The organism is Blautia sp. NSJ-140 (genome assembly GCF_022868965.1).
Classification (GTDB): Bacteria; Bacillota; Clostridia; order Lachnospirales; family Lachnospiraceae; genus Blautia_A.
This window is the reverse complement of the sequence record NZ_JALIFS010000003.1, coordinates 108877-126781: the sequence shown is the minus strand read 5'-3', so window position 1 is coordinate 126781 and position 17905 is coordinate 108877. Positions and strand designations below refer to the sequence as shown.

Annotated in this window: 35 protein-coding genes and 1 other RNA gene; 4 read left to right on the top strand and 32 right to left on the bottom strand. The window is 38.6% G+C overall.

What is annotated here, in order from left to right:
- The 29 genes from MUB50_RS04940 to MUB50_RS04800 all read right to left on the bottom strand — a co-directional run bounded on the left by MUB50_RS04940 (position 1) and on the right by MUB50_RS04800 (position 12065).
- Positions 1–282, bottom strand: coding sequence for a MazG nucleotide pyrophosphohydrolase domain-containing protein (locus MUB50_RS04940; protein ID WP_244790512.1), 282 nt, complete (start codon positions 280–282; stop codon positions 1–3).
- 25 nt (positions 283–307) lie between these two features.
- Entirely contained in the window at positions 308–658 is a 351-nt protein-coding gene (locus MUB50_RS04935) for a hypothetical protein (RefSeq protein ID WP_244790514.1), read from the bottom strand.
- The gene (locus MUB50_RS04930; RefSeq protein WP_244790516.1) at positions 612–1109 is read right to left on the bottom strand and encodes a hypothetical protein; all 498 of its coding nucleotides are present in this window, start codon (positions 1107–1109) and stop codon (positions 612–614) included. The genes MUB50_RS04935 and MUB50_RS04930 overlap by 47 nt, the downstream gene beginning before the upstream one ends.
- On the bottom strand, positions 1090–2175 hold the full coding sequence (locus MUB50_RS04925; RefSeq protein ID WP_244790518.1) for a hypothetical protein: 1086 nt from the start codon (positions 2173–2175) through the stop codon (positions 1090–1092). Before MUB50_RS04925 ends, MUB50_RS04930 begins: the two co-directional genes overlap by 20 nt.
- Positions 2168–2341, bottom strand: a complete 174-nt coding sequence (locus tag MUB50_RS04920) for a hypothetical protein (protein WP_244790520.1) — start codon at positions 2339–2341, stop codon at positions 2168–2170. The genes MUB50_RS04925 and MUB50_RS04920 overlap by 8 nt, the downstream gene beginning before the upstream one ends.
- Positions 2338–2748, bottom strand: coding sequence for a YopX family protein (locus MUB50_RS04915; RefSeq protein WP_244790522.1), 411 nt, complete (start codon positions 2746–2748; stop codon positions 2338–2340). The genes MUB50_RS04920 and MUB50_RS04915 overlap by 4 nt, the downstream gene beginning before the upstream one ends.
- The gene (locus MUB50_RS04910; RefSeq protein WP_244790524.1) at positions 2745–3026 is read right to left on the bottom strand and encodes a hypothetical protein; all 282 of its coding nucleotides are present in this window, start codon (positions 3024–3026) and stop codon (positions 2745–2747) included. The genes MUB50_RS04915 and MUB50_RS04910 overlap by 4 nt, the downstream gene beginning before the upstream one ends.
- Positions 3019–3249, bottom strand: coding sequence for a hypothetical protein (locus MUB50_RS04905; protein WP_244790526.1), 231 nt, complete (start codon positions 3247–3249; stop codon positions 3019–3021). Before MUB50_RS04905 ends, MUB50_RS04910 begins: the two co-directional genes overlap by 8 nt.
- Positions 3236–3478: a Lar family restriction alleviation protein gene (locus tag MUB50_RS04900; protein WP_244790528.1), complete on the bottom strand. Its 243-nt coding sequence runs from the start codon at positions 3476–3478 to the stop codon at positions 3236–3238. Before MUB50_RS04900 ends, MUB50_RS04905 begins: the two co-directional genes overlap by 14 nt.
- Positions 3462–3608 carry a hypothetical protein gene (locus tag MUB50_RS04895; RefSeq protein WP_244790530.1) on the bottom strand — a complete coding sequence of 49 codons (147 nt, stop codon included), beginning with the start codon at positions 3606–3608 and terminating at the stop codon, positions 3462–3464. Before MUB50_RS04895 ends, MUB50_RS04900 begins: the two co-directional genes overlap by 17 nt.
- Before the next feature lie 170 nt (positions 3609–3778).
- The gene (locus tag MUB50_RS04890; protein WP_244790531.1) at positions 3779–4237 is read right to left on the bottom strand and encodes a DUF551 domain-containing protein; all 459 of its coding nucleotides are present in this window, start codon (positions 4235–4237) and stop codon (positions 3779–3781) included.
- Complete coding sequence (locus tag MUB50_RS04885; RefSeq protein ID WP_244790533.1) at positions 4234–4578, bottom strand: DUF551 domain-containing protein; 345 nt, start codon at positions 4576–4578, stop codon at positions 4234–4236. Before MUB50_RS04885 ends, MUB50_RS04890 begins: the two co-directional genes overlap by 4 nt.
- Positions 4575–4850, bottom strand: a complete 276-nt coding sequence (locus MUB50_RS04880) for a hypothetical protein (protein WP_244790535.1) — start codon at positions 4848–4850, stop codon at positions 4575–4577. Before MUB50_RS04880 ends, MUB50_RS04885 begins: the two co-directional genes overlap by 4 nt.
- 13 nt (positions 4851–4863) lie before the next feature.
- Positions 4864–5421: a hypothetical protein gene (locus MUB50_RS04875; protein WP_244790537.1), complete on the bottom strand. Its 558-nt coding sequence runs from the start codon at positions 5419–5421 to the stop codon at positions 4864–4866.
- Entirely contained in the window at positions 5381–5689 is a 309-nt protein-coding gene (locus MUB50_RS04870; RefSeq protein WP_244790539.1) for a glutathione peroxidase, read from the bottom strand. Before MUB50_RS04870 ends, MUB50_RS04875 begins: the two co-directional genes overlap by 41 nt.
- Before the next feature lie 4 nt (positions 5690–5693).
- Entirely contained in the window at positions 5694–6602 is a 909-nt protein-coding gene (locus MUB50_RS04865; RefSeq protein WP_244790541.1) for a hypothetical protein, read from the bottom strand.
- Positions 6599–7729, bottom strand: coding sequence for a hypothetical protein (locus MUB50_RS04860; protein WP_244790543.1), 1131 nt, complete (start codon positions 7727–7729; stop codon positions 6599–6601). The genes MUB50_RS04865 and MUB50_RS04860 overlap by 4 nt, the downstream gene beginning before the upstream one ends.
- The gene (locus tag MUB50_RS04855) at positions 7711–7935 is read right to left on the bottom strand and encodes a hypothetical protein (RefSeq protein ID WP_044925536.1); all 225 of its coding nucleotides are present in this window, start codon (positions 7933–7935) and stop codon (positions 7711–7713) included. The genes MUB50_RS04860 and MUB50_RS04855 overlap by 19 nt, the downstream gene beginning before the upstream one ends.
- 121 nt (positions 7936–8056) lie before the next feature.
- Entirely contained in the window at positions 8057–8227 is a 171-nt protein-coding gene (locus MUB50_RS04850) for a hypothetical protein (protein ID WP_244790545.1), read from the bottom strand.
- A gap of 61 nt (positions 8228–8288) precedes the next feature.
- A complete protein-coding gene (locus MUB50_RS04845) occupies positions 8289–8654 on the bottom strand; it encodes a helix-turn-helix domain-containing protein (protein ID WP_244790547.1) in 366 nt (121 codons plus the stop codon).
- Positions 8655–8665: 11 nt separating this feature from the next.
- Positions 8666–8950: a hypothetical protein gene (locus tag MUB50_RS04840; RefSeq protein ID WP_244790549.1), complete on the bottom strand. Its 285-nt coding sequence runs from the start codon at positions 8948–8950 to the stop codon at positions 8666–8668.
- A 9-nt stretch (positions 8951–8959) separates the two neighbouring features.
- Positions 8960–9133 (bottom strand): hypothetical protein, encoded by a 174-nt coding sequence (locus MUB50_RS04835; RefSeq protein WP_244790551.1) that lies wholly within the window; start codon positions 9131–9133, stop codon positions 8960–8962.
- Positions 9134–9187: 54 nt separating this feature from the next.
- Positions 9188–9706, bottom strand: a complete 519-nt coding sequence (locus tag MUB50_RS04830) for a hypothetical protein (protein ID WP_244790553.1) — start codon at positions 9704–9706, stop codon at positions 9188–9190.
- A 19-nt stretch (positions 9707–9725) separates the two neighbouring features.
- On the bottom strand, positions 9726–9866 hold the full coding sequence (locus MUB50_RS04825; protein ID WP_244790555.1) for a hypothetical protein: 141 nt from the start codon (positions 9864–9866) through the stop codon (positions 9726–9728).
- Positions 9867–10121: 255 nt separating this feature from the next.
- Positions 10122–10379 carry a hypothetical protein gene (locus MUB50_RS04820; RefSeq protein WP_244790557.1) on the bottom strand — a complete coding sequence of 86 codons (258 nt, stop codon included), beginning with the start codon at positions 10377–10379 and terminating at the stop codon, positions 10122–10124.
- Between the two features lie 2 nt (positions 10380–10381).
- Complete coding sequence (locus MUB50_RS04815) at positions 10382–10765, bottom strand: beta barrel domain-containing protein (protein ID WP_244790559.1); 384 nt, start codon at positions 10763–10765, stop codon at positions 10382–10384.
- On the bottom strand, positions 10762–11247 hold the full coding sequence (locus tag MUB50_RS04810) for a transposase (protein WP_244790561.1): 486 nt from the start codon (positions 11245–11247) through the stop codon (positions 10762–10764). Before MUB50_RS04810 ends, MUB50_RS04815 begins: the two co-directional genes overlap by 4 nt.
- 331 nt (positions 11248–11578) lie before the next feature.
- An RNA gene (locus MUB50_RS04805) (hammerhead ribozyme type II) lies at positions 11579–11645 on the bottom strand.
- Positions 11646–11648: 3 nt separating this feature from the next.
- Entirely contained in the window at positions 11649–12065 is a 417-nt protein-coding gene (locus MUB50_RS04800; protein ID WP_244790563.1) for a hypothetical protein, read from the bottom strand.
- A 296-nt stretch (positions 12066–12361) separates the two neighbouring features.
- Here MUB50_RS04800 and MUB50_RS04795 point away from each other — a divergent pair, with 296 nt between their 5' ends.
- Positions 12362–13495, top strand: coding sequence for an SAP domain-containing protein (locus MUB50_RS04795; protein ID WP_244790564.1), 1134 nt, complete (start codon positions 12362–12364; stop codon positions 13493–13495).
- A 2-nt stretch (positions 13496–13497) separates the two neighbouring features.
- On the top strand, positions 13498–13854 hold the full coding sequence (locus MUB50_RS04790) for a hypothetical protein (RefSeq protein WP_244790566.1): 357 nt from the start codon (positions 13498–13500) through the stop codon (positions 13852–13854).
- A gap of 691 nt (positions 13855–14545) precedes the next feature.
- On the opposite strand, the gene MUB50_RS04785 is transcribed toward MUB50_RS04790, so the two are convergent.
- The 3 genes from MUB50_RS04785 to MUB50_RS04775 are packed head-to-tail and all read right to left on the bottom strand — an operon-like array spanning position 14546 to position 17092.
- On the bottom strand, positions 14546–15814 hold the full coding sequence (locus MUB50_RS04785; protein WP_244802519.1) for a hypothetical protein: 1269 nt from the start codon (positions 15812–15814) through the stop codon (positions 14546–14548).
- A complete protein-coding gene (locus MUB50_RS04780) occupies positions 15792–16844 on the bottom strand; it encodes a helix-turn-helix domain-containing protein (protein WP_244802518.1) in 1053 nt (350 codons plus the stop codon). The genes MUB50_RS04785 and MUB50_RS04780 overlap by 23 nt, the downstream gene beginning before the upstream one ends.
- A gap of 38 nt (positions 16845–16882) precedes the next feature.
- On the bottom strand, positions 16883–17092 hold the full coding sequence (locus MUB50_RS04775) for a helix-turn-helix domain-containing protein (protein ID WP_244790674.1): 210 nt from the start codon (positions 17090–17092) through the stop codon (positions 16883–16885).
- Positions 17093–17277: 185 nt separating this feature from the next.
- Here MUB50_RS04775 and MUB50_RS04770 point away from each other — a divergent pair, with 185 nt between their 5' ends.
- Together MUB50_RS04770 and MUB50_RS04765 are read left to right on the top strand one after the other, a co-directional pair.
- Complete coding sequence (locus tag MUB50_RS04770; protein ID WP_244790676.1) at positions 17278–17631, top strand: hypothetical protein; 354 nt, start codon at positions 17278–17280, stop codon at positions 17629–17631.
- Positions 17632–17692: 61 nt separating this feature from the next.
- A complete protein-coding gene (locus tag MUB50_RS04765) occupies positions 17693–17857 on the top strand; it encodes a hypothetical protein (RefSeq protein WP_244790678.1) in 165 nt (54 codons plus the stop codon).
- Positions 17858–17905 lie beyond the last annotated feature (48 nt).

Here is a 17905-nt window from a genome sequence, read left to right as displayed (position 1 = left end):
CTACGCTTCTTTCATCTCATCCATTACCCTCTGCTGTTTCTGCATAATCCAGCTCTCAATATCTAAATCCAGGACATTATAAAGCTGTTTTAACATTTCAATGCAAATTAATACATCCGCGATTTCCTCTACAAGATTATCTTTAGCATCTATTCCACGTTTCATCTTACTGATCGCCTGTATCAGTTCCGCACATTCCTCCATACAGACGGTTGCCTGAATTTCTTCTCCGTAATGATTAATACTTTTAGCAATAATGTTTTTATCAATGCTGTATGTCATTTTCTTTGCTCCAATCTAATTTCTGTCAGCATCTGTCACAATACACTTTTTTCTTTTGATCATAGATGCGATTATTTCGTAAGATTCTTCTTTCTCCAACTATTGCTCCACAGTTCGGACAATTCCACCAATTATTTATCTGTATCTTACATTCACCATGTCCGTCTGCATAATCAACAAAAATATGGCTTTTTACATTCATATTAAGTATGGGATTTTTCGGTACCTGTTTCTCCAATGCTTTTATTGCCATTTTCACTGCTCTCTTTGCACAATGCTCGCCGCCTGTCATTTTTCCACATTCAGGACAATCTTCGCAACGCTTCTCATCAATGTCTACCATCATACAGTAGATTGCCGTTTTTTCGTTCATCATTTTTCTTCATCTCCTCCAGCTTCTTTTTTGCTGCTTCATGGGTGAGAAATACTGTTTTGCCAAACTCATTACTAAAATATCTAAAGCTGCATCTCCTGTATTCAATCGGCTCTAAAAAGTAACTTATTTTTTCGGGTTCGGTCAGGCTACTTTCAATTTTTTTAATTCGACATTTTACTACATAATGACTACTCCCTGAAGAAACAGCAAAAACTTCTGTTCCAGCCTTACACAGCAGCCTCACAATCAACCCTTGTTCTTCTGCTTCTTTGTAAGATTTCAGTTCTTCCAGCCAATTTGCAAGCTGTTCATGTTCTTTTGCACGTTCTCTGTAAATTGTTTTAATGTCATCGTCTATAGAGTCTATTGATTCGTATTCCGTATCTCTATAATTTCTTTCTGCTACTTCTTTTTCGTATTTAATTGCTTCTTCAAGTGTTATTCTCTCCATCTACTTCGCCTCTCTTAGAACCATTTTTAACGAACTCGCAACTGAGCATCCTAACAGATGCCAGCATTTCGGTAAGGTCATCTGCATTTTCGATTTCAACATTGTTTCCACACGCAAATTCATCAAACATCATGATTTCATGATTCTTTATAATTCCATAGAAAATATTGTCTTCGCAAGAATCATCTTCAAGAATCTCTGATATATCATCTTCCATTCCTTTTATAAAATCATACATAGGGATATTATTGGTCTTATATTCAACAACTACTCTTGAGATCATTCCATCAGCTGCAAACAAAAGCTCATATCTGCATTTATGATATCCATTTATATAGATTCCACGACTAATATAATCTTCAATTTCAGTCGGTTCATTCTTACTGCTTTCCTTGATATCATACATAAGATAATAATCAATTACCTCTTTGATATCACGTTCCGTATATATTTCATGCCTTTTTTCTTTGACGCAACCACTATTTTTGTAGGCATCAAAACAATCTGTATTACCTTCTTCTTTGTCTTTCTTGAAATATGACACGTAGGATTTTTTTTCTACATCGTAGTATCCGATTCGTTTACCATAGCTGTCTGGTACGATCTGTCCGCTGAGTTCTAATTTAATTTCGTTCGGAACTAAGCCGCCATATATATTACTTAAATTTTCTCTTGCAATTGCAGTTATTTTCATCTCCTCCATCTGACTTTCTACAGTATCTGCAAGTAACTTTAAAGACTTAATAAATGAGTCCGTCAATGCTGTTCTGTTTGGGTATTTAGTGAATGTTCTGACAAGGCTTATAGCATCTTTGAGCTTCTTCTCATCTTCAGTTACGTCTGATGCTTCTACTAATTCATATCCCGGTGTAAGGCTGGCATTTCTTGTTAATTCTTTATTACTATAGAACTTTAATATATCCGGAACTTGCTGTTCTTCAAAGGGATATAGATACACTTCTTTTTCGCCGTACCATCTATATCCTTGTTTCTTTGCTACTTTCAGAATATTTTTATACTCTTCATGCGTTCTGACTAATACACATTTATTTGCCAGATCAATCATCTACTTCGCCTCCTATAATTTTGCTAATACAAGTGTTCCAACCTCGAATCCATGCAAGACTAAGTTTACTTCTCCAATATTCCTCTTCTTTCTCCTCCGGCAATGGCTTCAATGGACAATCATAACAATTTGTTGGTGTGTCTATCACTAATACTGATTTACTCATCCATGTTCCTCCTGTAACAATTCTTTATTGTCGAATATATTGCCAACTACTTCATAATGTTCCAGATCAAACTCATCAAGATATTGTCTGTCTGTGCTACCGGCTTCGCGTGTTACCCATCCTGACATGCCCCATTCAATAGTTTCATATGTTACATCTTCTGGGTAAGATTCGTCCAAGTGTGCTATTAAAATATCATTCTCCCAGATTCTATTTCCATTCTTATCTGTCAAGCCTGTGTATTGGCAGAGCGTTTCTGGATTAATAGGTGGTGCGTATAAAACGCCTGATTCAACTGGTTGCATTCGATATTCAAATAAGTTTGACCGTGAATGATCTATTACTAAACACCCCTCAACCCATTCACCATTATCAATCCGCTTTGCCTTGAAAAGAATTTCTCTCATTCAACTCCACCACCTTTCACAATTTCAACTGCTTTATCAATTGTATTTGCAATATTTTCGTAAGCACAATCTTTATCTGTATCGCCTGTATTCGCAATTGTTAAGAAGTATCTCATTTTTAATCCTTCTAATTGTTCAACAACCTTGTCCACATCAAAAGCTGTCGGCTGATTATCAATCAACATTTGTGCCGCATTTCTTGTGTCTTGTGCAAATTCACTTGCACCAACAAAAACTTCGTTAAAATCGATCTTATCTGCATCAATCAGTCTACTCATCTGTTTCACCACCTTTCTCATCAAAATCCAAGTCAACTCTAATCACATCTGTGTTTATTGCAGATAGAGATTTTACCTTTAAATCGTAAAATGGTTTCAACAGTTTTGAACCGGTACTAAATTCATCGTAATCCTCCCAGTTTCTTCCTGGATGGCATATCTGGACTTTCTCGTCACTCTCAACATCTGCGTCAATTGTTGCCAATAAATCAATCAACTTCATCTCTCGCCCTCCTGTTCCATATTTCAACAGCTTCCTTCCAATCCCATGTTCCTGTGTAAAATGTTAATCCGCATTCACAGTGAATAGCTATTGGATTTCCCCCACTGTCAGGATCGTAAAAAGACGGTGCCCAGTCTCTTTCTGGAATGTATACATTTTTCTCTGTATCTATCTCTTTTCCACAGAACGGGCAAGGTTTAAGTTCTGCAATTTTATTCTCCTGTTTCATAATCTTCACACTCCTCCGCATATTCGTAACCATCCATCTCATCACATCTGCATTGGCATGAATCCTGTTTATCACAGCAAATACAGCATTCTGTTTCACCGTCCGGACAGTCTAATTTGCATCTTCCCATTTAGTCCTCCTCTCGCATGATTTCCTTTACACACTTTCTACAATAACACCCTTCAAGCCCCTCTATTTTGTACAGGAAACACATCCAATTTACATTCCAGATTCCCTTGTCGTTGCATCGTTTGCAACTTCCTTGTCCCTCGCCTTGACATTGCGTTATTTTCACTATGTTTAGTCCTCCATATGCGGTGGCTCTGGTAATGGTTGCCAATGAGTAATATCAACTGCTTTATCAATCAAGTCCCATTCGCATTTCCCGTATTCTGACAGATAATTAACACAAGTGGAGGAATACCAATACCAATTTCCGTTGTAGTAAACTCCGGTCGCAGAAAACGGAACATCTTTTATTTTTGAGCAATAAGTCTCCGGATTCCGATTTATCCATACAATATTTACAGGCACACATTCTTCCGGTAATTTCTCATCTACCGGAATCCAGCCGTCATCTTCATTCCATTGAATCATATCGAAATATTCGTTTTTCCATGCGATAACATTCTCAAGCGAATATGAGCTATATCCAACATTGAAATAATTATTTCCGAGTTCCTTATATTTCAGCGAATAATAAGGTTTTCCGCTAATTACTTGGACAACAATATCAAGGTTTGTAACTTTATTTTTCATTTATCATCATTCTCCTTATATGGTTTCGGAAGTAGCATCCAGGCTATGACTTTCCAATATGACCTAGCACCAGTTAGTTCCCATCGTTTCAATTTGCTTTGAAATTTTGCGTAGGTTGAACGATGTATTCTTCCGTCCATGCAAGTTGCTTGATATGTTCCGCTTACATCCGGCAGTCTCTCGCTGACCGGAATCCACCCATTTTCTTTCTCGTCCTGTTCCAGATCGCCCTGAAGCTGCTCAAGCATTTCCAGAACATCCGCAACATAAAGTCCATCGTACTTACCGTACTTTGAATACTCATCTTTGTACTGCTTTAATCTGTCTTTGATATGGCTCATACTTCCACCTCCGAATCTTCTGGCATCTGAAAGACAGAATCTTTACCACACCACATATCACCATTTCTTACTGCCATAAAGTCACAATAGGCTTCCTGAATCATGTCCATTACCTTGATAGCTTTTTCTTTGGTAGAATAATATCCTAATCTCATTTCATCAGAGCTTATATCAATTAAACTTCCGCTTGGTCGATATACTTCTCTGACATAAATATGATTGGTTGCAGCCATGTTTATTATCATTTCTTTATCCTGACTTCTAATTAACATTTTGTGTCCTCCTCTATATATTGAATAAGTCAAATATTGATAATTGTCCTTCCGGCAAAGGCTTTTCTGCCTTTATAACCGAAGTATCCTCTTTCTTATCTTCTTGTGCTTTCTGCATCATTCCAGAAAAATCCCAGTGTATAAACCTTCGCATCGCAACAAGATCATCTTCCGAAATACTTTGACTATATCCAGAAATGTACCTGATTATATTTGTTTCTTTCTGACTCTTTTCACTTTTCCCAAATAGCCGTATATAATCTGAATTTTTCTTTATATTTTGCATCCGTTCATATGCTTTTTGCCGGATCTCATCACTTTTAACCATATAACTTGGTGGTACTTCTTCTGGAAGTGGCAAATAATATTCTTCTGGATAATCTTCCTCCTGCAATTCCTCCTCACATAGCCTGCGGCCATATATAATATGATTTCTTACCAGATTCAGATTTACTCCATCTGTCCAAAATGGATCGTTGCCCCCGTTTTCCCAAATCCTTTTCCATTGTTCGTGAGATTCCCTGATAACCTCAGCAAGCTGTTCCTTCCTGCTCCTCTGCCTTTTTGCCATTTCCTATGCTCCCAAACTTAGCTTCGATTGCATCTTTGATTTTGCCTCTCAATGCCGGTCCTACGCCTTTGACCTCTCCAATCACTTCCATAAGCTGTTCATCCGTAATCGTTTTTACCGGTTTCTCGGTTGATGATTTTTTTCCATCATTGAAACCGTTGGTATAAACGCGCGTGCAAAACTCATCAAACTGCTGATGATCATATTTCTTTACTGTCTTATACACTTCTCTGGTAGTTGTGTACCCTCCTATATTTCTTTTTGCCATTTTTCTACTCCTCCAGTTCTTTTTTTATTCTATCCAGTGCATATCTGGCATTGTCTGTAAGCTGTCTCTGCCAGCAACTATTTTTAGGGCTCCATCTGAATCCGTTCTTTTTCAGCACGTCTCTCACTTCTGGTTCCGGTTTACCTTCAAAGAACAACTGTAACCGCATGATCTCCGTATTTTCAACGGTACGGAAATACTTATTCTCGCTTTCAGTATTTCCTTCCGTTTTAGCCGCTCTAAGCTTCTTTAGCCTGCCTTCTATCCGGTGAATCTCTGCATTATTGTTTGAAAGCTGGTATGTGACAAAAGGCTTGTCCTCATAATGCCAGTCCTTCTGCATTTTCTCTTTCAGGCTATCAATCTGTTCCTGTGTCAGTACAGGGCAATTGTCCAAGGTTTTATTCTTCCTGTAATAAGCATTTGTAGCTTTCATCTTTTCCTGCAGTTCCTTTAACCCGTTCAGTTTCTTCTCCAAGCGTTCTACTGCATCCGCATCACCAGATTTGATAATGCCCTTTCCGTTTCCAATGCTCCGAATCCTGTTCAGCATCTTCTGGATTTCCTGGAACTCTTGGTGATTTCTATCGGATGCTGCATTCTGTTTTTCTTTCTTCTTCACTGGAAAATTTGCTGATCCGGAGATCATAACCGATGGGCACATACAACCGATACGACTTCGATTATTCAAATTGGCCGCCATCTTTTTTGAATATCTGTCTGCGATACCATATACCCTGTCAGCTTCCTCCGGTCTGCTCTCAGCAACCTTGTCTGCCAGAACATACGCTTCGTCAACATATCCTTTGTATTCCGCTGTCAGGCTGCCTTCTTTGTAATCTCGAAATGACATCATTTCATGAGCAGACCTTGCAGACTTCTCATTGATCTCGTAATAGATTCTTTCTTTCATTCTTCCTTTTCCTCCTCTTCGTCTGATAATTCATCCAGGAATCCGTATAGCTCAATGATTTCGTCCTCATTCAACTTGGATTCGATTCTTTCTGCAAAATTGCAAAATCTTTCGCATAACGGTTTCTGGGATTCTCTGATTTTTCTGTTTTCTTCCTCCACATCTTCAAAATATGTAGAAGCAAGAATAACTTTTTTCTTTGCCTCGGAAACAATGACCGGCTTGTAACCTCGCTTTTTTAAAGCTTCCATATCTTTCTGATCTGTAACCGGCGCTGCCTTAGCACCATATTCATTGATAAAATCTTCTGCAATCTCATTTTTCAGGTCTTCCGGTACACGCTCACACATAATGTACTGGCCGCTGTATGAATCAATAGATTTCTTCAACAGTTCTGCATTCTTAGCATCTTCAACCATTTTGGAAGCGTACCAGCGAACATCGAATGAATCAACCATGCTTCTGTCTCTTTCCAATCTCACATAGCAGGGCTTGAAGTCTACTCCAATGTCAAGTCTTGGTTCTTCGCAGATATATAACCCTCCGACAAATATCTTTCCTTTGTATTCCGGACTTTCCAGAATATCTCCATATATTGTTTCTATTTTTTTGTAATCTCCCTGTAAATGAAGATTGGACTTTTTTACCGCCTCATATTCTTCTAGCGTAATTCCGGAAATTTCAATTATAAGGCTATGATCTGGTACTTTCTCCCATACTGCCGCAGTTTCTACAAAAAATGTAGGTACTAAAGCACCATCATATTTTCTGGATTTTACCAGTCTCGGTCTCCAGACTTCACGCCTGCAGTAATTGTTAAATACAACTGTTTTGCCTAATCTCAGAAGAACAACCGTTGCAATTTTGTACCCTTCTCCATGATTCCCGATCATTGCATCATCATCATTTTTAGTGGTCGTTCCGAACAGAAGTGTCTTAATATCCAGCTCGCTATGCTTGTTTCCGATTATCAGTTTTTCTTCTGCCTCGTCATATTCAAATAACATTTTGTTGCTACTGTCTCTGGTTTCCTCATCAATGGAGTTCTGGAAGAACTCTCTCACTGCTTCTGTTACGCCCCATCCTGGAACATAATCCGCACTGATGCTCAATTCATATTTTCGCATTTTCTTCTCTCCTGTTCTCTGTACTCATTCATTGTTGGACGCTTCCCGTCCAGATCATCCCATGTATAAGGCTCTTTAGTTTCCTGCTCATAATTTGCTTTGTAGCAGTCTCGACATACGCACCGACCACTGAGCCATCTCATTTCGCCCCAGTATTCAGGTTTCTTGCATTCTTTGCAGATCACAATTTCATCATTCAATGTCATGCCCCCCTTGTTTTCTTCCTGCCCCTGTGTTAATATCAAACCGAGGCGGCGGCAGGTGAAAACCGTCCCGGTTCATTTGGATTTTGGCTCCGGTTCTATTTCTCAGGTAGGCTCCGGAGCCTTATTCTTTTTTCTCTTTCTTCTCTACTTCTTTTTCTGGAAGTTCATTTCCTGTCATATAAGTTGCTAAGTCGTATGCTTCTTCTGCTGTATGTCCATGTGCTAAAGCCCATCGCATTGCTCTCACAACCATGTCCCCTGTGTTTTTAGTTGGCATTTCAAACTCCTCCATTTTCTCACCTGCCTTTCTTAAACTCATTTAATTGAGTTTGTAATTATAATTTAACACGTAGTTAGTAGTTGTCAATACCCTCTTTAACATTTTCCTCATTTTTTTGAGTTTTTATTTTCAAAGCATACCCTATTGTCGCAAGCAACGCTTGAACGCACTCATAACTTACCTGTTCTTCATAAGTGCTTCCTAAAAAAGCTTCAAATTCTTTTTCTCCAGGATCAGCAGTTTCTTCTTTTTTCTCTACTTTCAAATCGTAGTCAAGTGCTGAGAGAATTTTTTTTATTGTTTCAAAATTCGGTCTGGTATTTTTATTCAGTTTCAACCAAAGATTCTGTCTGCTTGTCCCTACCTTTTCAGCCAATAAATCGTATGTCATTCCTCTGTTTGACATTTCCTCTTTGATAAATTCTACAATGTTCTGCATTTCTTCCTCCTCTATGCCACTTGGTACCTGTATTCAATACAGCCCCAGTTATCGTTCCATTCCGCCGAATCAGCAACGATACCTTTCTGTTCCTCCACTATATCAAGCAGATCGCCTTCGTACAGTTCTTCCATCGGATATCCCCGTTCTTTTTCAATCTCCTCTATTTCGCCATCCAGGAATAAGTTTCCGCTTTCATATATAGGCTCGTCTTCATCCCAAGTATTATATTTTCTATATGTCCTTGGGTTTTCCCATTCCTCTCTGCGGTTTTCCCAGTATTCGTCCTCGCACATAAATTCCTCCTATTCTCTGTTACAATACTCCAAAAATGTCGTGATCGTTTCGTCTGCCTCGCACCGTGTATAGTATCTTTTCTTCTTGTTCTTTTTTCTCCACATAGGTACTCCATGCATTTTTCTTTGATTATTTGCAAGCAACATAACGTCAGGGGTTTTTCTATTTTTTCGATATTCCATTTTCATCATTCCTCCTCTTATTTCCTGCTCCGGTTCCCCATGGCAGATTATTTATCAATCAAGCAGGCATTCCTGCGAGATACTGTATTTAGTTTTCAGGATTCCAAAAGCTCTGTCTGTAACTCTGTATTCGTTCCATCCAACTCTATAATTACCGGGAACACAGAAATCCTTATCCGCATATTTTTTCAGAAAAGTAATCCCTCTTCCTTTTATTTCCAGAGGCGTATCAATATACCAATGTCCACCGCAATATCCTCGACTTGCCTCCATCTGGCAGTCTGGTTTCTTCTGCCCCATCTCAGGTGTATAACAATATACGCCAGGATTTTCGACCGGTTCTTTTTCAACAGGATCCGGTTTTGCCATTTCTAACCGTTTCTCTCTTCCCTGTTCTGTCAGCTTCTGTGCTTCTCCATCCAGCAGATTTCCGCTTTCTTCCATCTGCTCTATGCTCTCAATATAAAAATTAAGAACCTCTTTTGTAGCCGCAACTGCAATCAGTCTGGATAAATTGTCATATCCATTGCTGACCTGCTTTTCCTTTACCGGAAACTGAATAATCTGTGCCATGCCCTTTGCCCTCTCTTTCTCATTTCTGATTGTTGATATATTTCCTGCATTCTGCATAGGAGCCAGAATAAACAATACCGCCTTTATGTGTCACTGTACATGTATCACTCCATCTGGTGATCTCATACACCTTTCCATTCGCCAGTTCGTACCGTTCCATTGCTGAACCTCCTTAAAAATCTCCTTTTCCACACATTGTTCCATTTGATGCCAACAGATTCCGGATGTATTTTTTGTTTTTTGCTCCGTCCATCATTTTTTTGTAATCTTCCTCAGTTATGTGAGTTTTGTTTGTTTATAACTCGTTCTTATGAGTTTAATATAACACGTAGGTTAGTAGTGTCAATACCCTGTTTTACAAAAAATGAGAAAAAATTAAGGACAGCTCATTTTATTGAGCCATCCCCTTTTAGATTTATTCTGTGCCCTCCTGCATACTCTTCAATAATTCCCACGCCATCTGGAATCCTGCGTAGAATCCTGTTTCCTCCGCTGCTGCTCCATACTGACTTACCCATAACATAATATCATCTATGCCGCTATGCCCGATTTGTAGCTCATTCAAGGTATCAAGAACCCTTTTATATGTAACTGCCATTCTTTCCGGATCCGGTTCATCGCTCTCAATCCGATTTTCATAATAACTCTGAAATATCTTCTGTAATGCTGTCACTTTTAAACCCCCAAAATATTTTTTATCTTTCTAAGATCATCTATCTTGTACTGGTTCCAACTTACTTTTGTTTCGAACAGTCTTATAAGTTTTCTTTTCTCGAAACAATCATTTGCTTTTTCCATATCCGGAAACATTATTACTTTGTATCCGTAGTCAATATTCAGTTCCAGAAATTCATCCGTCCACTCCGGTTCCCGAAAACACTGCAGTAAATACTCTGGTACCGATTTAACATTGTTATACTTTCCTTTCGCAGCATAAAGGTATTTTCTCCCGATTTTAGCAACCGTATATACCTGTGCCGCCTGTTCCTTTAGTAGCATCAAATCTCTGTCTGAATACACATATACTTCCTGCCCTACCTTAAAGTCTTTAATCTTCATGCCTGTGCCTCCTTCCCCTGTCCAAATGCAAGGGCGATCATTCTCTGCAGTCTCGCATTTTCTTCTCTAAGCTTTTCGTTTTCCTTTTCCAATGCTTCTGTTTTTCCCTTCATTGCTTCCAGGCTGATTCCATCAATGTATCTGGCATCACTGCACCATTTTGTAACGGTTGCTTTTGACACCCCATATCGCTGTGTGATCTCATCAATAGTTTTCCCTTGAATCTTATGCATGTTAACAATAAATTTCTTAAAACTTGCAGCATATCTCTTTGTTGTATCGTGATTCGGTCCGGTTTCCTCTTTGTAAATTTCTTCATCCGCAGCTGCACTTTTGCACTGTACCGGTTCCTTTTTCTCAGGTTCCTGCGGCATTTCTATCTCGCCTGTAATCTCTTCTTTTTCCAACTTAATACCCATTTGTGCAAGATCATCAATCTCGTCCATAAGAGCAAACAATCTTTTTCTGTATTCTCTGTTCATAAAATCATGCCCTCCGTACTTTCTTCATTCTCATTTTCTCTTGTCTGGCATTTCCCTGTACTGCCCAGGGCGTAGATAACAAATCTACGAATCACTTTCTTTCGTGCCATAAAATAGGCGATTGGGTATGTGAATTTATATGGCTGCCTCATACTTTACAACCTGTGCAGTGTTATTCCGGTGCTTCCACTCCCGTATCTGATTTCACTTTAAAATCAGTAAACTTGTTATTCTACATTGAGCATTTTCAGGCGTTCTCTGCTCGGTCTTGCTTACCGCCTCTGCTTTTCTCCTTAAAAACCAGCAAAACTTGTTGTCCAATACCAACCGCATTGACCTGCCATCATCAGCACCAGGCGGTCATTCCTGGTGGACGGTCATTTCTGACCGTTTCGGCTATTTTATTTGCAAATTAAATCGTATAATTTTGCTTTCAGTTGCATAATTTCCATTTCTGCCGGTTCTACTTTCTCCTGGCATTCTCTGTATTGATTCCATAACTTAGTATTATTATCTGACAACGATTCACATCTTTTAGTTAATGCCTCTCTGTCACTTTCCAGTCCGTTAATTTCTTTCTTAAGCTGTTCGATCTGGTTATCACGTTCTTTAAGTTCCTGGCTGAATTTTTCTGTCTCTTTTTCTGCCGACAGCCATCTTTGTCTCATGCTGCATAAAAAATCATTCCTGATGTTATCTTCTGCTACTTCAAAGCATCCTTCAAAAGCTGTGCCAATATAGCTGTCTTCTCCAAGTCCCTCAACGATTTTTCTCATTTTCTCCAATGCCTTAAATTCTTCGTCCTTTGTCACTGCCATATCTATGTCCTCCCATTCGCACTTGCTATATTGAGTTTTATTATTTCTGTAACTCGTTTTGTTGAGTTTAATATAACACGTAGTAGGTAGGTGTCAATACCATATTTTACAAAATTTGAGTTTTTTCTTGCTGTGTATCACAACTCATTTTATTGTGGTTGTTGTCTTCTCCTAAGAGTGGTATCATTAAATAAAAAAGGAGATTTTTTCTATGAAAAAGAACAAAAATTTTACCCCCCCCCCGAAGTTTTCTGATAATATCTTGATATTTTCTACTCTTTCAAGGGAGGCTTATTATGGCACATTTATCTCCCTATGAAATCAACAATTCAATTCTGAAAATGATTGATTTGCTCGAATCTTCTTTTTCTGTTCAAACTGAAAAAAAGATTCTCAGTAAGTTAAATCGCATTGATTCCTACCCTGATATGTCTCGCTATCAGCTTTCTCTGACCAAAAAGAAGCTCGCTGACTGTTATAATAAATACGGCATTACTGGAAACGCTCTTGCTTTATATCAATCAGCTTTATCGGACAATAAAAATCTTCCTGTGAAAAAGACTATAAAATCGTTACAAAGCATCCCATATGCAGATTTAATTTACTCCATTGACGTAAATTACATGGATGGAAAAGATATCATTCAGCATGAGCAAAATTTATCTTCCACTGAGTATGATCCTGAATATGAGCAACAATTACATGATGCCTTAGGACAATTAGGTAGCGATTATCAACAAGATTTCTATCGCTTACGCAATATTCATGATTTCTATTCATCTTCACCTGATGATTCACCTATTCAAACAAAACCTGTAATTAAAAGAGATTTATCCAGGCTCTCTGAACTAACCGGCATGACAGAAGATGAAATCTCCAATATGCGTCAGAAATATATTGATGAAGCAAACCAGAAATACGAAGCGAATTGGGACGAAATAACTGCAAAATCTATGGCATCGTCTAAACAAGCTCAAAATATACACGAAAAGGCTCTTGAGGCTGCTCAGAACCTTGATCATGACCATATTATTTCTGCACCTGCGAATATTTCTGATACATCTTTCAGCGATTCGGAATTGCTTTTTATAAAATATATTCATCACAAATCGGTTTTGCTTGATTATATTCCAGGCTACTTTACGCACGAATATCACATTGATTATTGCAATGTAATTCAACACGCTTTAGTCTCTGGGCTTCTCTGGTATGCTCCGCCAACTTTTACATTGTCGAAGATGACTGTTCCTGACCTAAAAGCATTTTTATTAAAAAATGGACGTACTCCATCCGGAAAGAAACAGGATCTTATAAACCAAGTATTATCTTCCGGAAATGTAGAATGTTTTGAAAGAAAATACTACGAACTTACTCCTTTCGGAATCGAGCAGACCGGATATGTTGATCTTTACCACAAGGAGGAAAAATAAAAATGGCTAAAGCAAAAAATATGGTAATAGCAGGTGATTACATAAATCAACCTGTATCATCTTTTCTTGGCGTTGTAAGTATCGAGAAGGGATTCGGCAAAGAAAGAACCGGTATCAATAAAGATACTGTTGAAAATTACGAGCTCATTACCGATGAGCATAGAAAAAGTGCCAAAAGCGGAATTGCTCGTGGGATTGTTGGAGGTGCTTTACTCGGTCCTGTAGGTATGCTTGCAGGTGGTGTTTCTGCTAAAAACAAAGGAATCTATACCGTTGCTATCGCATTTAAAAGCGGAAAAAGAAGCTTGATTGAGGTTGATGATAAAGTTTATAAAGCTATCGTAACAAGCTGTTTCTAAAGCTCTATTTTGTTAACCTTTCACAGATTATATGCTGATTTTTTATTGAAATCTCACAGAAACGAGTTGTTTTTCCAACATTTGTTGGCTTTAATTTGTCAGCCACTTTTCAGCCTTTGGCTGGCTCAGACTTAGATTTAGAATAAGATATAAGATAATAGATAAATATATATGATCATTTGCACCAGCTTCATCCTCAGAAATACCAGGGACAGATTGGCTTACAAGCGACTTGACGAGATTTAAGTTTAGTATAGAGTATATAAATATAGTTAAATACATATGCTCTTTTGCACCAGGATTATCCCAGGACAAATAAAAAAGTCCCGACACCATTCAGGCATCGGGGAAGGGTAGTGAACTCAATATTTTGAAGTTGACATTTTACTGGCTATAGCATATGATAATAACAGCTAAGCAAACTGATGAAATTGCATTAGACAAAACGAAAACCCCTGAAAGTGGTCCAGACTTTCGGGGGTTTTCTATTCCGTTTATGTAAGGTGGCTTATGCCTTCAGGCTGTCTGCGCTGCTTATTCGTCTCCATCCAGCCATTTGCAAATGTAGTAGCTAATTACGCCTGCTACGATAGAGACAAGCAAACTGATGAATAAATCCTGCATTAGACCTCACCTCCTTCCTGCCGGAGGCGCGCAGCAAAATCATGTTACCACATTTACGGAATATTTTCTACAGTCTTTTGAAATATCCTGCAGGGACAAATTCAAATACGAATCCCTCATCATTTGGATACGGAATCCGGATGAAGTACCATCTTTTTCCCTTTATTTTTTCCGTATACTTCATCACATCTACGACAGCGTTCTTTTTAATTACCGGAAACAGTTTTGCCTGAGTTTTACCGGCTACACTGTAGCACTTGCAATCTTTGATAAACCTTGCCACATAAGCTACCGTGTTCTGTTTCTTCTCCACATCGGATGCCGATACTTTTGTTCCGCTCGTCACCGCGATTGCTACATGATGATCGTCATTCAGAAGAATATCGCCAGCTTCGATATAATCTCCAGAAGTCAAATATTTAGCATCAGTAAGCACCTGTGCGCCAGCATTTTCAAGAGCCTTCCGCATATTATGTGTTGTAAGATAAATACTCACATTCTGCAGAGCTGTATTTCCAAGGCGATATCCCGCTCCTTTAACGATGGCCGCTGTGCTGGCACTACAATCACTCTCGCAGTCTTTTTTTATTTTAGCAGGGTCATATCCATTAGCTTTGAGCTGCTGCCAGAACGTATATCTGTCATTGCTATTCCCTGCTGTTCCTTGATCGTAGCCAACATGGTCGTTCCGAGCTGCTTTTATTGCCATATCTGCAATCATGTTCGCAATTATTTTATCTTCAAATCTCAGAACGCAGAACCATGGTCTGCTGTACCAGTCCATGATCTGATACTCTGTCCCAGTCTGATCACCGGCTTTTCCACCGGCATATCTTCCGTTTTCGTCATGTCCGCAATTACTAATCTTTACTCCCATTGTAGTTTCTCCTTTCTTGTTTTCTATGGCATATTTGCGAATCATTGAAATGACTGCCTTCTGCCTATCTTCATAATCGCCTACCTGATTCGAAGTCGGGTCTTTCGGGTCCAGGCACAATGTCGTGTAAATCTTGTCTGCGGTGTACGGTTTCGCAGTCTTAGACAAGATTCTTTTCAAAGCACTATTTCCACCTTGATGCAGGATGTTGATGCATTCCATCATTGCGGTGTCCGGCATGACTCCATATGTCTTTTCAATGCTCTTTGCATATGTCTGTATCTGATCTTCCATATACTGATCCTGGCATTTCTTACCAAGGTCGGTGCTTATAATTGCTATAATGCACTTGCCTTTTGAGGAATTGGCAGTTGCAGCGTATGTACTCCAGCTTTTCATCAGCAGGTCTTTTTCCATACCTGCATTGTCCATATCCTTAATTTCCATTTTTCTTTCCATCAGATTTCACACTCTTCCCATTCGGAATCAATGCTATTATCTCCCCATTTGGAGCCTTTCTTAAATGCAAACCACTATTTGCAGTTACCTTATATTTCAGCGTATCCTTATTGCTTGGCCTCTTTCCAGATGTTGTGGTCTTCTTTTTCTTCTTGTTATATGTACTGATGGAAGGTTTTCTGTGCTCCTTAATTTTTATCTTGTAATAAATCGCACCTACATCTCCGCCCTTTTCATACGGAGCATAAGATACAATGTCCGCATACATATTGATTTTGAACGGAGAACCTACAAGTACAAAATGAAATGGATTCTTACAATTCGAAAGTGATAACATCCATTTATGCCATACTGCCGGACTCTTAAATTCTTTTTTTAGGCAGGAACAGTAATTGCTCCCAAACTTAGGAGGAAATATGCTTTCAAACTCAATTTGAATCGCATCCCTTTTCCCCCTATGCAGTACCTCTCCAAAACGGTCTATATCCATAGAAGTCAACTTACCATTCACAGTAAGAGCGATTTTTTCTGGAAGCATCGGGATAACATATACCTTTTTGTCATTGTCATAATTAAAAAACATTGCTGTTGCCAAAACTTCCAATTTTTTTACTATTCCATCGAACTCATCCTGCTCATCTGCTGTAATTTCTCCATCTTCGGCAATGCTCAGGAGTTGTTTCTTCATAGTTCGTACTCCATCTTCATCCAGACTGTTCAATATTTTTACTGTAATGCCCTGCAAACCACTTATCTGAGTTGCTAACGGAAGATTTCTTCCTATTGGACATTCGTGTTTGCAATAATAGCTGCGCAGTTCCGGTGTCTTGTACAGATCAGACATCATAACCACCGTATCTGGTGGTACATTTTTGGTTACTCCCAGCTCATGATTTGCCAGAGTTGATGTTGAGATTCCCAGCAACTCAGCAGCTCTTTCTCTGCTGTTTAGAAGATCATTGTATTTTGCTGCCTTTTCTCTACAGGCAAAATAAATGTTTTTTCCCTCTTTTGTACAATCAAACTCCATTCTGTTTTCACTCCTCATCTTTTATAATGAGTTCATGCTCAATCATTTGAACAGAAATCATCATCAGTAATATTCAAATAATCACTTATTCTTTTCCTGATCGGAGGTGATACCACACGGCCATTTAAAACGGAAGAAATGTATGAGCGATTGTTACCGAGCTTTTCTGCCATATCAGAAACTCCGATATCTTTCTGAATCATGGCAATCTTGGCTTTTTTACACCAAGGAGACAGCTTTTCCGCCATATGTTTTGCTCCTTTCTTTTCTTTACTTTTTTTATTTTTTTCTTTATAATGAAGATGAATTTTATCTTTAAAATAAACTTTAAAATCATCTTCAAATTCATCTTACATTTGTTATATTAACTCGTAATAATGAGTTCGTCAATACCTTTAGCTCATTTTTCTGAGTTTTTTATGAAGGAGGTACTATGTTCTACGATAACTTAAAAGCTGCCTGTTCAAGAAAAGGCACAAATATTACTACTGTTTTAGCTGAAATAGGCCGCGCAAGCGGTAATACAGGCGGTTGGAAAGTAGGAAAATTCCCACGCTTAGACATTGTGATGGAGATAGCAGAGCATCTAAATATTAGCCTGGACGAGCTGGTATATGGTCCTGGTAAATCCTCATGCTCCATTCCCACTCAAAATAATGAGCTTGATAGTGAATGGGTTGAAATCATTTCTCAGATTCCGGAAGACAGACAGCAGCTTTGCAAGGATTTCTTACGCACTCATATCGTCTCCACTCCGGAAAAGTATGTTAATGATAAGAGAGCATAATATCCTCTAACTATTTTGAATGGTATCGGAATAATAAAACCAAATAATCGGAGGTTTTCTTATGGAAGAAAAACGCACTATTCAACCGCAAAAACCATTGGTTCCAGAAAAGGATGCTTTTGTCTTAGAACTTCAACGGCTCCTTGCTTGTTATCAACTGGCAGATCAAAGAGATAGGGAAATTGTGTGGTCTGTACTTAACAAATATGTGCCACATATCATTTAGAAACAAGGACAGCCCCATGCAGGGGCTTTCTTTGTGTGTTTGGGAGAA